At 60.4% G+C, this 14,990-nt stretch carries 13 protein-coding genes; 3 read left to right on the forward strand and 10 right to left on the reverse strand.

Features of this window, described 5'->3' with window-relative positions; genetic code table 11:
- Positions 1–62: 62 nt before the first annotated feature.
- The gene (locus tag ACW9IR_RS05675) at positions 63–4,349 is read right to left on the reverse strand and encodes a DEAD/DEAH box helicase (protein ID WP_457462104.1); all 4,287 of its coding nucleotides are present in this window, start codon (positions 4,347–4,349) and stop codon (positions 63–65) included.
- A gap of 308 nt (positions 4,350–4,657) precedes the next feature.
- Between ACW9IR_RS05675 and ACW9IR_RS05680 the strand changes: the two genes are divergently transcribed.
- Positions 4,658–5,542 carry a sugar nucleotide-binding protein gene (locus tag ACW9IR_RS05680; RefSeq protein ID WP_034155952.1) on the forward strand — a complete coding sequence of 295 codons (885 nt, stop codon included), beginning with the start codon at positions 4,658–4,660 and terminating at the stop codon, positions 5,540–5,542.
- The gene (locus ACW9IR_RS05685) at positions 5,535–6,467 is read left to right on the forward strand and encodes an NAD-dependent epimerase/dehydratase family protein (protein WP_457462106.1); all 933 of its coding nucleotides are present in this window, start codon (positions 5,535–5,537) and stop codon (positions 6,465–6,467) included. Before ACW9IR_RS05680 ends, ACW9IR_RS05685 begins: the two co-directional genes overlap by 8 nt.
- Before the next feature lie 570 nt (positions 6,468–7,037).
- Here the strand turns inward: ACW9IR_RS05685 and ACW9IR_RS05690 are convergent.
- The 8 genes from ACW9IR_RS05690 to ACW9IR_RS05725 form a co-directional block, all read right to left on the reverse strand.
- On the reverse strand, positions 7,038–7,736 hold the full coding sequence (locus ACW9IR_RS05690) for an OmpW/AlkL family protein (RefSeq protein ID WP_123448294.1): 699 nt from the start codon (positions 7,734–7,736) through the stop codon (positions 7,038–7,040).
- Between the two features lie 222 nt (positions 7,737–7,958).
- Complete coding sequence (locus ACW9IR_RS05695) at positions 7,959–8,477, reverse strand: DUF3299 domain-containing protein (RefSeq protein ID WP_150774594.1); 519 nt, start codon at positions 8,475–8,477, stop codon at positions 7,959–7,961.
- Between the two features lie 11 nt (positions 8,478–8,488).
- Entirely contained in the window at positions 8,489–9,754 is a 1,266-nt protein-coding gene (locus tag ACW9IR_RS05700; RefSeq protein ID WP_102899846.1) for an ABC transporter permease, read from the reverse strand.
- Position 9,755: 1 nt separating this feature from the next.
- Complete coding sequence (locus ACW9IR_RS05705) at positions 9,756–10,466, reverse strand: ABC transporter ATP-binding protein (RefSeq protein WP_110720893.1); 711 nt, start codon at positions 10,464–10,466, stop codon at positions 9,756–9,758.
- A gap of 140 nt (positions 10,467–10,606) precedes the next feature.
- Entirely contained in the window at positions 10,607–11,206 is a 600-nt protein-coding gene (locus tag ACW9IR_RS05710) for a DUF2796 domain-containing protein (protein ID WP_457462110.1), read from the reverse strand.
- 158 nt (positions 11,207–11,364) lie between these two features.
- Complete coding sequence (locus tag ACW9IR_RS05715; protein WP_457462112.1) at positions 11,365–11,931, reverse strand: hypothetical protein; 567 nt, start codon at positions 11,929–11,931, stop codon at positions 11,365–11,367.
- Positions 11,928–12,875, reverse strand: a complete 948-nt coding sequence (locus tag ACW9IR_RS05720) for a CHAP domain-containing protein (protein ID WP_102899849.1) — start codon at positions 12,873–12,875, stop codon at positions 11,928–11,930. The genes ACW9IR_RS05715 and ACW9IR_RS05720 overlap by 4 nt, the downstream gene beginning before the upstream one ends.
- Positions 12,872–13,453 carry a PAAR domain-containing protein gene (locus ACW9IR_RS05725; RefSeq protein ID WP_238704362.1) on the reverse strand — a complete coding sequence of 194 codons (582 nt, stop codon included), beginning with the start codon at positions 13,451–13,453 and terminating at the stop codon, positions 12,872–12,874. The genes ACW9IR_RS05720 and ACW9IR_RS05725 overlap by 4 nt, the downstream gene beginning before the upstream one ends.
- 125 nt (positions 13,454–13,578) lie before the next feature.
- Here ACW9IR_RS05725 and ACW9IR_RS05730 point away from each other — a divergent pair, with 125 nt between their 5' ends.
- Positions 13,579–13,935, forward strand: coding sequence for a hypothetical protein (locus ACW9IR_RS05730; RefSeq protein ID WP_102899850.1), 357 nt, complete (start codon positions 13,579–13,581; stop codon positions 13,933–13,935).
- 112 nt (positions 13,936–14,047) lie between these two features.
- Here ACW9IR_RS05730 and trxA read toward each other — a convergent pair whose 3' ends face one another.
- On the reverse strand, positions 14,048–14,920 hold the full coding sequence (gene trxA, locus ACW9IR_RS05735; RefSeq protein WP_457462116.1) for a thioredoxin: 873 nt from the start codon (positions 14,918–14,920) through the stop codon (positions 14,048–14,050).
- Between the last annotated feature and the right edge of the window lie 70 nt (positions 14,921–14,990).

The raw sequence follows: 14,990 nt of genomic DNA on the forward strand, positions 1-14,990 counted from the left end.
AGGGGGAACGCGATCAAACTGTGGGAGCGAGCCTGCTCGCGAAGACGTCAGCCCAAACACCCTCAATGCCGGATCAATTTGCCGCGCACATGCTCCATATCAATCTGATCCAGCTCCAGCCAAAACTGCTGCTTGCCGGCAATCTCCGCCGCCGCCGGCAATCCATCGCGATACACCAACCGATTACTCACCAACGCCGGCACTTTTACCCCCGGTAACAACGTCCCGGCCAGATTCAGCGGATCCACCCCGCACACCGCGACCAGACTGCCGTCATGCGGCCGCCGCCGTACTTCGCGCAACAATGGAATCGCCTCGGGCAAGGCAAACTGTTCCCCCGCCAAACCACTGACAAACCGCCCGCCACGAATCTCGCCGCGCGCTTCCAGCCGATGAAACGTGCGCAGCAATTCGCGCCAACTCGGCAACCAGTCCGCCTCACGCTCCAGCAAGCGCCAGAACACCACGCCATAGCGCCGCAACAACGTCATCGCGATATGTTCCAGCGTCTCGCTGTTATCCACAGCCGCCCCACGCCGCAGCAAGGCCCAGCGCCCGGCGTCATCCATTCCACCGATAAAAGCGCCGCGCCCACGGCGACTGCTGCGCTGCTGGCGCTTGCTTGCCGGGGTGATCAATGCGCGCAGGCCTGCGAAGCTGTCGGCGTTCACCAGGCCGGCGCCGACCAGTTCCTGCAAGGCGATTTCCAGCTCGGTGCGTAGCAGGTGCGCTTCATGAATCAGCTCATCGAAAAACAGCGCGCCGTGCTGGCTCAAGGCTTCAAAAACCTTCTGGGTTTTTGGCGAGAGTTCGCTCACTGGGGTCTGTTCGGCCAGCGCACTCCATAGGCCGACCTGACTACGCGGTAGCAACACAATCGGCGTGCTGCGCAATGCCGTGCCACTGACTTTTTGCCGGGCACTGAGGCGCGTCCACACCAGTTTGCCGTTGCGGCACAGCTCATCCAGCCAGCTCGGCGAATAATCCTTGAGCCGCGCCGGGAGAAGGTCGCTGTCCCACGCTGAAGCCGCCGCCGCGTAGCCTTCAAACTGGCCGACAATCGCCGGCAACACGGTGCTGCCCTGGCCGCGCGTCGAGGGTGACAGATGCTGCCAGTCGAACAGAAACCGCATGAAATCCTGCAGCGCTACCGGTTCGATTTCCCGGCGCAGACGCTTGACCGTGTAGCGATGAATGCGCGAGAGCAGGTGGCGTTCGCACCATTCTTCGACATTGAGTTTCGGCGTGAATTGACCACGCAGCACATAACCTTCGCGCTCCAGTTGGGCGAGGGCTTGATTGACTTGAGTGGTCGGCAGCGCGAGCGGTTCGGCAATCGCCGATAACGGCAGCGGTCCGAACGCACCGAGTCGCGCGCGGATCACTTCGATCAGCGCTTCATCGAACGTCCAGGCTTCATCGAACCCCGGTAACGCCTCCAGTTCGTCTTGCAATTTGGCCTGTGGATAAAGCGCTTGCAGACAGGTCAGGCGTTCGCGGGCCAGCCACAAGCCATGCTCGGAGTCGATCTGCAAACGGCAGGCGCGCCCGCTGCGGGCCAGGGTTTCCAGCCATGCGCGCCAGCCTTCATTCGCTTGCACTTCCCCCTCGCTGACGCATGCAAGGCTCATCAGCGCTTCATGCATTTCATCCACAGCGTTCGGCGTCGGCCAGGCTTCTTCGCGCACAGCGGCAATCGCATCGGCATCCAGGGCGCCGAGATCATCGGTCGATTGTGGATCGCTCCAGCGCCGGTTGATCACTGCTTGAGTGCGACGTTCTTCCAGCGGTGCATCGTCGAGAAAAGTGTAGGGCCGCGCGCTGAGAATCTCCGCCGCGAGCGGCGAGGGCGCCGGCAGATCGCGGCTGATCAGACGCACTTCGCCACGCTCCATGCGCCGCAGCAGATTGATCCAGCCTTCGCTGTCCATCGCTTCATGCAGACAATCGTCCAGCGTCTGCTCGATCAACGGGTGCTCGGGGATTTCCCGCTCACCGGCGAGGTTTTCCAGGCAGGCGATCTGATCGGGAAACACGCTGGCAATCAGGTCTTCGCTTTTCATCCGCTGCAATTGCGGCGCAACTTTGCGCCCACCGGTAAAACGCGGCAGCGCCAACGCCACCCCGGCATTCCAGCGCCAGCGCACGCCGAACAGCGGCGCATCGAGTACCGCTTGAATGAGGATGTGCTCGGCGCTGTTGCTGTGCAGGTAGCGCCAGATGTCATCCAGTTCAAAACTGTGGCTGGTGGACAGCGACAACACGATCGCGTCTTCGCTGGCGGCGGCCTGCAATTCGAAGTTGAAGGTGCGGCAGAATCGCTTGCGCAGGGCCAGGCCCCAGGCGCGGTTGATGCGGCTGCCGAACGGCGAGTGAATGATCAGTTGGGTGCCGCCGGATTCGTCGAAAAAGCGCTCCATCAGCAGCGTGTCTTGCGAGGGCAGGGCGCCGAGGGTCTGCCGGGCGCGGGCGAGGTATTCGACCAGTTGTTCGGCGCTGGCGCGGTTGAGGCCGAGGGTGTCGATCAGCCAGTCGAGCGCCGGTTGCAGGTCGCCGGGGCTGGCGCCAAGCAGTTCGTCGAGCTGCGCTTGCAGGCGCGCCACGGCAGCCGACAATTCATCGCTGCGCCCCGGTGCTTCGCCGAGCCAGAATGGAATGGTCGGCGGCTGGCCGTGGGCATCTTCGACCCGTACCTTGCCGGTTTCCACGCGCAGGATCCGATAAGACGTATTGCCGAGCTGGAACACGTCGCCGGCGATGCTTTCCACGGCGAAATCTTCGTTGACGCTGCCGATGTTCAGGCCTTGCGGCTCAAGCATCACGCTGTAATCGGCGTTGTCGGGAATGGTGCCGCCGCTGGTCACGGCAGTCAGTTGCGCGCCACGCCGGCCACGCAAGGTGCGGCTGACGGCGTCGCGATGCAGATAAGCGCTGCGGATGCCCTGTCGGCCGTTGTAGCCTTCGGCGAGCATGCTCAGCAGGGCCTGATAGTGTTTTTCGTCGAGATCGCAGTAGGGCGAGGCTTGACGGAACATCGCGAGCAAGGCGTCCTCCGGCCATTCCTGGCAACTGACCTCGGCGATGATCTGCTGCGCCAGCACATCCAGCGGTGCTTCGGGAATGTGCAGGGTATCGAGTTCGCCTCGGCGCACACAGTCGAGCAAGGCGGCGCATTCGATCAGGTCGTCGCGGGTGGTGGCGAACAGACGACCTTTGGGCGTACCGCCGACCTGATGACCGGAACGGCCAACGCGTTGCAAGAAGCCGGCGATGGAGCGCGGCGAAGCAATCTGGCAGACCAGGTCGACTTCGCCAATATCAATGCCCAGTTCCAGCGAGGCGGTGGCGATCAACACTTGCAGTTCGCCGCGCTTGAGGCGTTGTTCGGCGTCGAGGCGAAACTCCTTGGCCAGACTGCCGTGATGCGCCGCCACCGCGTGTTTGCCGAGGCGTTCGCTGAGGTGCCGGCTCAGGCGTTCGGCGAGGCGCCGGGTGTTGACGAAAATCAGCGTGGTGCGGTGCTGGCGGGCGAGTTCGGCGAGGCGGTCGTAGACCAGCTCCCAGACATCATTGGCCATGACTGCCGATAACGGCACTGGCGGCACTTCGATACCCAGATCCCGTGGTCGGGCGTGGCCGATATCGATGATTTCGCAGGGACGTTCGTGGCCGACGAGAAATTGCGCCACGGCTTCCACCGGTTTCTGCGTGGCGGACAGGCCGATGCGGGTCAGTGGTTCGCTGCATAACGCCTGTAGTCGCTCAAGGCTCAGGGCCAGATGACTGCCGCGTTTGCCGGCGGCCATCGCGTGGATTTCATCGATGATCACCGTGCGCGTGGTGCCGAGCATTTTGCGTCCGGATTCGGATCCGAGCAGCACGTAGAGCGATTCCGGTGTGGTCACCAGAATGTGCGGCGCCGATTTGCGCATGGCCGCGCGCTCTTTCTGTGGGGTGTCACCGGTGCGCACGGCGGTGGTGATTTGCAGCTCGGGCAGGTTCATCTGCCGTAGTTGCTCGGTAATCCCGGCCAGTGGATTTTGCAGATTGATGCGGATGTCGTTGGACAGCGCTTTGAGCGGCGAGACGTAAACTACAAGCGTTTCGTCGGGCAGGCCGTCGGGGTTTTCCAGGCCACGGTGGACGAGGTCGTCGAGCACGGCGAGAAATGCGGTGAGGGTTTTGCCGGAGCCGGTGGGCGCGGCGATCAGGGTCGAGCGGCGCTGGTGGATCAACGGCCATGCACGGGCCTGGGCGGCGGTGACCGTCGGGAAAGTCTTGCTGAACCAGGCGCTGACGGCGGGGTGAAAGCCTGCCAGGGCCGCGTCCGTGGGGATGGGCAGATTCATGGCTTAAGTTATGCGGGCGAGGGGGGGAAGATGCAAGTACCGCTCAGGATCTTCAGCGTCTAGGCGGGCCTCTTCGCGAGCAAGCTCGCTCCCACAGTGGATTTGTGTGCGCCGTGAATCCCTTGTGGGAGCGAGCTTGCTCGCGAAGGGGCCTGTTGCCACGACACAAATCCCGGCGATCTACACTTTACGGATGACGGTTGCGCACTAAACCCGCAAAATGCAACGATTCCGGCAATTATCGACGACGGTTCCACGAGATCCGTCGCTAAAGCCATCGTTCCAATCAGACTGGGCCTGCTGACTCTATGCGAATGCGCCTTATGTTACTGGGCGGCGGAAATGCCCTTGGGCAGGCGCTGATTCGCCTCGGTGCAGAGGAAGACATCGGTTTCCTCGCCCCCCGCCCGCCCGAAAACGGCTGGGATGCCGCGAGCCTGACCCAATTGCTCGACGACACCCGTCCCGATGCGTTGATCAACCTCGCCTACTATTTCGACTGGTTCCAGGCCGAAACCGTCAGCGAAAGCCGCATGGCCGGGCAGGAACGTGCAATCGAACGTCTGGCCGAACTGTGCCAGCACCACAACATCGTCCTCGTCCAGCCCTCCAGTTATCGGGTGTTCGATGGTTCGCGTGCCACGGCGTACAGCGAAAAAGACGAACCGGTGCCGCTGGGGCTGCGCGGTCAGGCGTTGTGGCGCATCGAACAAAGCGTTCGCGCAACCTGCCCGCAGCACGTGTTGCTGCGCTTCGGCTGGCTGCTCGATGACAGCCCGGATGGCACCCTCGGGCGTTTCCTCGCACGGGCCGAGCAACCGGACGAATTGCTGTTGGCGGATGACCGCCGTGGCAACCCGACGCCGGTCGACGATGCCGCGCGAGTGATCATTTCGGTACTCAAGCAACTCGACTGCGCAGCGCCACTGTGGGGCACTTACCACTACGCCGGCCACGAGGCGACCACGCCGCTGGCGCTGGGTCAGGCGATTCTGACCGAAGCGCGCAGCCTGCACGCCCTGGCCATCGAAGCGCCGACCGCCCAGGCTCACGCCGCGCGGCCGGACGCTGCCGAAGAGCCGCAACACGCGGTGCTGGCCTGCAAGAAAATTCTGCACACTTTCGGGATCAAACCGCGCGCCTGGCGTGCCGCACTCCCGGGCTTACTGGATAGGTTCTACCGTCATGGCTGAAGGGACTGTTTTAATCACCGGCGGAGCCGGCTTCATTGGCTCGCACCTGACCGATGCGTTGCTCGCCAAGGGACATTCGGTGCGCATCCTCGACGACTTGTCGACCGGCAAGCGCAGCAACCTGCCGCTGGATAACCCGAAGGTTGAGCTGATTGTCGGTGATGTCGCCGATGCGACGCTGGTGGCCAAGGCCATGCAAGGCTGCAGCGCCGTCGCCCACCTGGCGGCCGTCGCTTCGGTGCAGGCTTCGGTGGATGATCCGGTCAAGACTCACCAGAGCAATTTCATCGGCACGCTGAATGTCTGCGAAGCCATGCGTCTGGCCGGGGTCAAACGGGTGCTGTATGCCTCCAGTGCGGCGGTGTACGGCAACAACGGCGAGGGCGAGTCGATAGATGAAGACACGCCCAAAGCGCCGCTGACGCCTTACGCCTCGGACAAACTGGCGGGCGAGCACTATTTCGATTTCTATCGCCGCCAGCATGGCCTGGAACCGGTGATTTTCCGCTTCTTCAATATTTTCGGCCCGCGCCAGGATCCGTCCTCGCCGTACTCCGGGGTGATCAGCATCTTCAGCGAACGCGCGCAGAAAGGTCTGCCGATTACGGTGTTCGGTGATGGTGAGCAGACGCGTGATTTCCTCTATGTCGAAGATCTGGTGGATCTGCTGGTTCAGGGGATCGAAAAGCCTGAGGTCGAAGTCGGTCCGGTGAACGTCGGCTGGAATCAGGCAATGAGCCTCAAGCAGATGCTTGAAGCACTGCAAGCGGTGGTCGGTGAATTGCCGCCGATCAGTTATGGGCCGGCGCGTTCCGGCGACATCCGGCATTCGCGGGCCAACAACGCTCGCTTGCTGGAGCGCTTCAAGCTGCCGCAGCAGACGGCGATGAGCGTGGGTTTGGCGCGGTTGTTGGGGCGTTCCTGAAAAGAGCCCCTCACCCTAACCCTCTCCCAGAGGGAGAGGGGACTGACCGTGGCGTTTGGACGAGATACACCGACCTGAAATATCTAGTCGAACTCAGGTTTTGACAGGCACCCAAATCGGCTCCCTCTCCCGGGGGTATAGGCAACTGACCGAGGGGTTCTTTCGAGTCACACCGACGTGAGATACCGAGTTGAGCTCAGATTTTGAAGAGCACACAAATCGGCTCCCTCTCCCGGGGAATAGGTGACTGATCGAGGTGTTCTTTCGAGTTACACCGACCTGAAATATCGAGTCGAACTCGGATTTGAAAAGCACACAAATCGGCTCCCTTTCCCCCTCTCCCTGAGGGAGAGGGCTGGGGTGAGGGGGGAATCCAGCTCACGCCACAGGTTTCCAGCGGACATGAAAAAGGCGCCCTTTGACAGGCGCCTTTTTCACGGCCGGAATATGTCGCTACTCCTGTGGCAAGGGGATGTTATCCCCCGATCAACTGCGTACGGTCGCCGTCAGTTCTATGCCTGCTCGCCACCAAGCCTCATTCACCACCACGTGAACGTTCGATAACTCGACTTAGAACTTATAGCCCAAACCGACCATGTAGATGAACGGATCTACATCGACGTTGACCCGTGCACGTGTGCCCGGCGCAACCGCGTTGTTCTCGACGGTGGCGCGGGTGTCGATGTCGATGTAACGCACTTGGGCGTTGAGCATGATGTTGTCGGTCAGCATGTAGTCAGCACCGACCTGCCAGGCCAGCCCCCAAGAGTTTTTCGCCTTGAAGTTGCTGAAACCGTTGGCGCTGGCTTCGCTGCCGACGTGTTCGTCATAGATCCAGGTGTAGTTGATACCGCCACCGACGTAAGGCTGGAACGGCGACTTCGAGTCCAGCGGGTAGTAGACGACGCTGAGGGTCGGCGGCAAGTGTTTCAGGGTGCCGAGCTTGCCATTGGCCGCTGGCAGGGCAGTGCCCTTGAGCTTGACGTCATGCTCGAACGGCGTGGCCGCGAGCAGTTCGAGGCCGACGTGGTCGGTGAGCATGTAGGCGAAGTTGAGACCCAGTTGGGTGTCGCTGCTCATGGTCGCCTTGCCGCCCAGATTAGCGCCGCTCAACGGACCCTGATCGACTTTGACGCTGGAGCTGTCGGCCTTCGGGTTGACGGTGATCGCACCGGCACGGATGAGAATGTCACCGGCTTCGTGGGCGTGGGCGAGCGGGGCTGCGAGCGCGAGGGCAAACAGCGAGGCGCTGAGCAAGGACTTGTTCATGGGGGCTCCGAAAGGACGTTAAAAGTTTCTGATGTCCTATGCTACGAAACCAACTGATACGGTCTTTTGACTCAGCTCAATGAAACAGTGAAGGAGCAGATTTCTGTGGAACCTTGAGGGCCTCTTCGCGAGCAGGCTCGCTCCCACCCTGGAATGTGATCACCTTTGGGAGCGAGCCTGCTCGCGAAGACGATAGATCAGCCAATACAAAACTACCGGGATTCACTCCGGCAGCTCATACACATAAATCTTGTCGGCATCCATCTGATACCCGGCATCCGCCAGTTCGCTGCTCGACGCCTTGACCTGCAACGGCCCCTCGACCCAGTACGGCTGATACAGCTCATCCAGCTTCACGCCCAACTCGCTTTTCACATGCACAATCTGGTTCGACGGCGGTGGCGGCACGTGGATGCAGGCGCCGAAATACGGCACCAGCAAAAAGTCTGTGGTGCGCCCCTCTTCATTGACTTCCAGCGGCACGATGTAGCCCGGCAAACGAATGTTCTGGCCGTCGAGCGACTTCACCACCGGCGCATTCGGCATGTCCTGCTTGGCCGCTGGCGCGGATTCGGCAGACAGCGCATCGCCCATCTTCGACAGGTCATGCAGTGGGGTCATGTTCGGCACTTCCGGCGCAGCGTCCGGCGGGATCATTTCCGACCACGTCAGGTCTTTCGGCGCCGCTGCCCACACGGGCAGGGCGATCAGCAACAGCAGCGCGAGTGCAGCGCGGGGCATGGTGAACATCCTCATAAACGGATCGACAGGCCATCGGCCAAGGATTGGCGATAAGCGCGCCAGGCCGGCACGCTGCCCATCAGCAGCGCGGCGGCCAGAATGCCACCGAGCAGCGTCCATTCATACTCGCTCGGCCACGCCAGCGGCAGATACAAACCGTAATTGGCCTGCACGTAACCCTGCGCAGCGGCGATGCCGATGTACAACAACGCAACGCCGGCGATCACCCCGGTCAGTGCCAAAGCAAAAGCTTCCAGCACCAGCAGACTTGCAATGTGCCACGGCCGCGCACCGACCGAACGCAGAATTGCCATCTCGCGCCGACGTTCGTTGAGGCTGGTGAGAATCGCCGTGAGCATGCCGATCAACCCGGTCAGCACCACGAACAGCGAGACCACGAACAGCGCTTTTTCAGCGGTGCTCATCAGGCTCCACAACTCTTGCAATGCCACGCCCGGCAGAATCGCCAGCATCGGCTCGCCACGGAATTCGTTGATCTCGCGTTGCAGCGCAAAGGTGGAAATCTTGCTGTTGAGGCCGAGCATGAATGCGGTGATTGCTTGCGGCGTCAGATCCATGTTGCGCGCCTGATCCGCCGTGATCCGCCCATTGCCGCGCGCCGGCACGCCGTTGTGCCAGTCGATATGAATCGCCTCCATGCCGCCGAGGCTGATGTGCAGCGTGCGATCGACCGGCGTGCCGGTGCGCTTGAGAATGCCGACCACGGTGAACGGTTTGTCGTCGTGCTTGACCAGACTGATCGCGGCCACGCCGTGGGCCAGCACCAGTTTGTCACCGAGCTTGTAATGCAGCGCATCCGCGACCTCGGCACCCAGCACCACTTCGAACGGATCCGTTGCAAACGCGCGGCCGTCGGCCAGTGCCAAGTGTTGCTGGCGACCGTACTGGTAATGCTCGAAATAGGCTTCGGTGGTACCCATCACCCGGTAGCCGCGATGGGAGTCGCCGAGGGACATCGGGATTGCCCACTTCACTTTCGGGTTGCTGGCGAAGTGTTCGAAGCTGTCCCAGCGGATGTTGTTGGTGGCGTTGCCGATGCGGAATACCGAGTACAGCAACAGGTTTACCGAGCCGGAGCGGGCGCCGACGATCAGGTCGGTGCCACTGATGGTGCTGGCGAAACTGGCTTTGGCCTCGGTGCGTACCCGCTCGACGGCGAGCAGCAGGCACACCGACAGAGCAATCGCAAATGCGGTGAGCAGGGCGGTAAAGCGGCGGTTGGCCAGGCTGGCCATGGCCAGACGAAACAGATACATCTCAGACCTCGGCAGACGTGGCGGCGCGATTGAGCTCGGCCAGGGACAGGTGACGGTCGAACAGCGGCGCCAGGCTGTGGTCGTGGCTGACGAACAGCAGACTCGATCCGGCCTCGCGGCATTCGGCGAACAGCAGGCGGATGAAGTTTTCCCGGGCGTCGTAATCCAGCGCCGAGGTCGGTTCGTCGGCGATCACCAGCTCAGGCTGACCGATCAAGGCACGCGCGGCAGCGACCCGCTGCTGTTGGCCGATCGACAGCGAATCGGCGCGACGGCTGAGGATGCTTTCATCCTTTAAACCGAGGTGGGCGAGCAGGGTGGCGGCGGCTTGATCGACGCTGCCGTGGCGCTGTTTCGCCCGTTGCGCGCGCAGCTTGGAAAAGTGACACGGCAGCTCGACGTTTTCGCGTACCGAGAGAAACGGCAGCAGGTTGAATTGCTGGAAGATGTAGCCGGTGTGGTCGACACGGAAGGTATCGCGAGCGCCGGCGGAGAGTTCGGTGAGTTCCTGGCCGAGCAGGCGAATGCTGCCGCGACCGGGCTTCTGCACGCCACCGAGCAGGCCGAGCAGGGTGGTCTTGCCGCTGCCGCTGGGGCCTTTGAGGAACAGGGTTTCGCCGGCTTCCAGACGGAACGCCGGGATGTCCAGCAACGGCGGGTGACCGGGCCAGTTGAAGCCCAGGTCGGACAGTTCGATGAGTGCTTGGGTCATGGCACCAGTTTCATGAGGTGAACACATAACCCCTGTGGGAGCGAGCTTGCTCGCGAAAGCGGCAGATCAGTCAATTCAAAGGCGCCTGACGAATCGCATTCGCGAGCAAGCTCGCTCCCACAAGGGGATTCCGGTGAGGCTTAGAATTTCAGGGAGGCAGCCTTGGCCGTCACTTCGGTACCTTGCTGGCCGCTGGCGCTGATCAGTTGTACCTGAATTTTCTGCGTCGCCGGGAAGGTCTTGAAGACGTTCGCCAGATCCAGCGTCTTCAGCGCGCCCGGTGTGGCGCAGTTGAACTGATAGTGCGCGTGGATTTCGCTATGGTCGTGGTGATGCTCGTGACCGTCCTTGTCCGCTTCATCTTCATCATGGTCGTCGGCATCTGGCTTGTCGCCGAACAACGGGCTTTCCAGTTCCTGGCTGACCACTTTGCACCCGGCAGCGGCGGGCAGGCTGAACAGGGCCAAGGGTTTTTCCAGTTGCGCACGCGCGGCGGCAACTTTGGCCTTGTCGGCATCGCTGGTGGCGATGTGTTCGAAACCCACAAGGTTCATCGCCGGGCTTTCCAGCTCCAGCTCCAGGGTCTGGCCGTCGAGCGCAGCGTTCAGGCGACCGACGCCATGCTCATGCGCGCCGAGGCTGCCGTGTTCATGGTCGTGATCGTGGTCATGCTCATCGGCAGCATGGGCGATGGCCAGCGGCAACAGGGCAAACGGCAAAGCGAGCAGCAGACAACGCATGGCGGTCTCCGGGAAGTAAAGTGAAAAGTTTGTTATGTAATCTTATAACGAAAGTGCGCAGAGTTTGCCCGTGCGCTCCGCTTTGCGCAAGACATGACTGAGCACCGCCCGAGGCAGATTCCGGGGCGGTGCTTAGATTGGAGGTCACACTTTTAGAGTCAGAAGCCTGCGCCGGGATAGTCGAACCAGTAATGGCCCGATAGCACATAATTGATCAGATTTGCCTCAAGTACGCTCGGGGCATCGCGAGTGAAGCGCTGGCGCCATGCTGGCAGCCACCAGTAATTGATGGCTGTTCCGCGTGGACGTATCACCACTTTCATGACCTCCTGATCTATTTTGTCCTCTGCATAGAGTTGATGGGTACGATCCATGAAGCCCATGTACTGACTGATCGGCAACTGGAACATCAATACGGTGGTGTAGATCTTTTCGCTCTGACTGAAAGTCGGGCTTTGCAGGATATGTAATGCTTCGCAGGCGTACGGCTGTGGCTGGCTGGCAATACTCTGGCCTTCGGGAGTGGAGAGAACATCGAAACGATCATCCATATCCCGCCAGTCTGTACGAAGGTTGCTCTCGAAGTAGTTGCGAATGAATACGCTAAGTGGTCCCGGTGCCGCGGTATCGTTTGTACAGGAAGAAAGATCGACAGGCGACCAGAAGCGCCACCCCATGATCAGCAGAAGGGGGATTGCAGGAAGTATCCAGAAAAGTCGTTTCATCTTGGCGTGCTGTGTTTGTACCGTCGAAAAATAGTGAAGTCATGGTCACCGCGTATTGCATTGCCTGCGGCGTTTCGAAAGCCTACATCGTTGACTTCGACTTTCTCTCGGCCAGCGGAAATACAGACCCCATGGGTTAGCACGAAACCGACATGACCGCTGGCGTTAGAATAATTGACAGCATACGCACCGATATCGCCGGGTAAAGGTGAACGCTCCACTTTCCAGGTGGCGAGAAGGCGTTCATCGTCAGCCCATTCACCTGCCACAGGTGGACTGACCTTCATCATTCCTGGCAGAAATTTTGACTTGCCGTGTTCAATCCACGCGACATTGATGCCGATCGAGGTCAGTACGTCATAGACGAAGAGGTTGCATTTGTTGGTTTCGGCTGCAAATGTCACCGTTTTATTGATAGTCGGGTGTGGCAACGATTCTTTGCTCTTGCCATATGCCCATGTGGTGGAGCCACGATACGACAGCGCCGCCATCAATATTCGGCGCGGCATGTCCTGGATGACTACCTTGACGGTACGGGTCTCGTTCCTGCGTTTGACCCCGTACTCCACTTCGTAAAAAGTGTCATTTGAAACGGCACCGCTGGTGGACAAGGGCACTTTGACCCATGGCGAGACGGCGACGATCGACAAGGATTTTCCTTCGGTCAATGTGGCTGTGTGCATTGCCTTTGTCGCTCCCGATGCACCGACGATCTGGACAATAACTTCGTGGCTGTGGCGGTTTTTTATCGACGGCAATTTCTTTGTGCCCAAGGTTATTGCGGTTTGCTCCTTATCAGAGATGAGTGAGTAGATTCGGGGTTTGTCATCGTTCTGAATAATGTTGTCATCAATGACCAGCGCATCCACCAGCAACTGAAACTTGACTCCTTTGGGTGGCTGCATCAGAAAGTCTTTAAAGATCAGTTTGATTTCCGATTTCATGAAATATCCTGATCAAGGGTTTCTTCGTAGGCGTAAAACGTCCATTCCGAGTCTTCACCGACCAACAGAGTGTCGTAATCCGCATGGTTTTCAACCGGGTGTTCGCAGCCTTCACCCGTGGCGTTGCAGGTGCTGTCCTGCAAGACGGCAACCTTTTTTCTGTCCTTGAGTTTGTACGCCAGTCCGGGTTTTTCGCTGTCGTCCAAACGTTCAATGATCACTTGCAGATAACGGTACGAAGTCATCGCGACAACTGGTGAGCCCATGTCGATGGGGACAGGACGGCCTGTTCCGGCAAAACCACTGTGTTGTTGGGGAAGCAGCTTGTTGGACATGGGCGGGCAGCCGCAGGCGACATAGTCATCTACCAACGCTGCAGGGCCTGCAGGCAATATCAGTGTTCTTTCACCCACTGCCACGATCGGTCCCTTGCCGGGACCGCAAACCGGACAACTGGCGATTTGCCCGATGGAAGCGATGATTTTTCCTTCAATCTTGAGGTTTTCGTTTCCCTCAAGTATCACGCCGCCCGTCGAAGTCGGGCCTCCTTTTGACGCCAGCTTTCGTCCTGAAGACATGGGCATCCTTCCCATGGAAAAAACAAAAATGTAGTTGATAACTCTCGAACTGCCAGCTGCCTACACTTGGTGTTACACATGTCCCGTGGGAGCATGCAGGTCAGAAATGTACGGAGGCGAACTCAATGTTGCGGATACGCGGAACCGTCGGCGACGTGCCGGTGGATTTGACGGTGGAACTGGATGACAACGACTGGGCGAAGCTGGGCTCAGCCCTTGGCGCACAGCCGCAGATAGCCCAAGCGGCGGCCGTGGCGGTGCCAGCGGCGAAACCGCAAAATCAGGACGATGCGTTGTGGCAGGTCGCCAGGGATTTACTGCGCAAGGCTGGCCAGCTCAGCGGGCCGGATCTGCTTGAGCAACTGGAAGGCCTGACCGGCAGCGCGGTGTCAGGCAAGCGCCTGCTGGTACGACTGCGCCACAGTTCGGACGTGAAAGTGGTGAGCGGCGGGGATACGCCGCTCTACAGCTGGATCGAGTGAACCGCAAAAGATCGCAGCCTGCGGCAGCTCCTATAGATGCAGCGTTCATCCGCAAAATGCGCGGTGAACACAATCCCGTGTAGGAGCTGCCGAAGGCTGCGATCTTTTGATCTTAATAAAGCGCAGCAAACATCTTGCGGCGGTACACCGTCACCAGCGGATGATCGTTGCCCAGCAGCTCGAACACCTGCAGCAAGGTCTTGTGCGGCAGACCTTCGCCATAACTGCGGTTGCGGATGAACAGCTTGAGCAGCGCCTCCAGCGCCGCCTCGTATTGCTGGCGCGCCAGTTGCTGAATCGCCAGTTGATACACCGCTTCATCATCCTGCGGATCTTTCGCCAAACGCGCTTTCAGGTCGGCGGCATCCGGCAGGTCACGCGCCAGGCCGAGGAACTTGATCTGTGCCTTGGCCCCGGCCAGCGCGGCCTTGTGTTCGTCGCTCTTGACTGCATCCAGCACGGTCTGCGCTTCGTCCAGCTCGCCGCGTTCAGTCAGGCAGCGCGCGTATAGGATCAGCGCCTTGGCGTTGCTGTTGTCCTCAGTGAGCATGACCACCAGCGCCGCTTCGGCGTCGGCGTAACGACCGTCATCGAACAATGCCTGAGCCTGTTCGAACGGATCAGCGGCGGCCGGTGGCGGCATCTGCACATGCGGTTCAAGCAGGGCGCGCACGGCGGATTCCGGTTGTGCACCGGCAAAGCCGTCGACCGGTTGACCGTCCTTGAACAGCACCACGGTCGGCAGGCTGCGAATGCCGAAGCGGGCGACGATGTCCTGCTCGATGTCGCAGTTGACCTTGGCCAGCAGCAACTCGCCCTGATAGCTCTCGGCAATGCCCTGCAGCATCGGCATCAACGCCTTGCATGGCGCACACCATTCGGCCCAGAAATCCACCAGCACCGGTTTGTTGAAGGAAGCCTCGATCACCGACTGGTCGAAATCGGCCGTCGTGGCGTCGAAGATGTACGGCGTTTGCTGACTCATGGGGGATCTCGTAGAAGCGTGGATGGGGCAACTATACGGCTTGGCGGGGTGTGGCCGGAAGCGGGGCAGA

This window comes from Pseudomonas sp. SDT291_1_S447, assembly GCF_054070155.1.

Coding starts and splice junctions, on each gene's coding strand:
- ACW9IR_RS05675 (WP_457462104.1), bottom strand. CDS start 4,349: ATGAATCTGCCCATCCCCACGGACGCGGCCCTGGCAGGCTTTCACCCC.
- ACW9IR_RS05680 (WP_034155952.1), top strand. CDS start 4,658: ATGCGAATGCGCCTTATGTTACTGGGCGGCGGAAATGCCCTTGGGCAG.
- ACW9IR_RS05685 (WP_457462106.1), top strand. CDS start 5,535: ATGGCTGAAGGGACTGTTTTAATCACCGGCGGAGCCGGCTTCATTGGC.
- ACW9IR_RS05690 (WP_123448294.1), bottom strand. CDS start 7,736: ATGAACAAGTCCTTGCTCAGCGCCTCGCTGTTTGCCCTCGCGCTCGCA.
- ACW9IR_RS05695 (WP_150774594.1), bottom strand. CDS start 8,477: ATGCCCCGCGCTGCACTCGCGCTGCTGTTGCTGATCGCCCTGCCCGTG.
- ACW9IR_RS05700 (WP_102899846.1), bottom strand. CDS start 9,754: ATGTATCTGTTTCGTCTGGCCATGGCCAGCCTGGCCAACCGCCGCTTT.
- ACW9IR_RS05705 (WP_110720893.1), bottom strand. CDS start 10,466: ATGACCCAAGCACTCATCGAACTGTCCGACCTGGGCTTCAACTGGCCC.
- ACW9IR_RS05710 (WP_457462110.1), bottom strand. CDS start 11,206: ATGCGTTGTCTGCTGCTCGCTTTGCCGTTTGCCCTGTTGCCGCTGGCC.
- ACW9IR_RS05715 (WP_457462112.1), bottom strand. CDS start 11,931: ATGAAACGACTTTTCTGGATACTTCCTGCAATCCCCCTTCTGCTGATC.
- ACW9IR_RS05720 (WP_102899849.1), bottom strand. CDS start 12,875: ATGAAATCGGAAATCAAACTGATCTTTAAAGACTTTCTGATGCAGCCA.
- ACW9IR_RS05725 (WP_238704362.1), bottom strand. CDS start 13,453: ATGTCTTCAGGACGAAAGCTGGCGTCAAAAGGAGGCCCGACTTCGACG.
- ACW9IR_RS05730 (WP_102899850.1), top strand. CDS start 13,579: ATGTTGCGGATACGCGGAACCGTCGGCGACGTGCCGGTGGATTTGACG.
- trxA (WP_457462116.1), bottom strand. CDS start 14,920: ATGAGTCAGCAAACGCCGTACATCTTCGACGCCACGACGGCCGATTTC.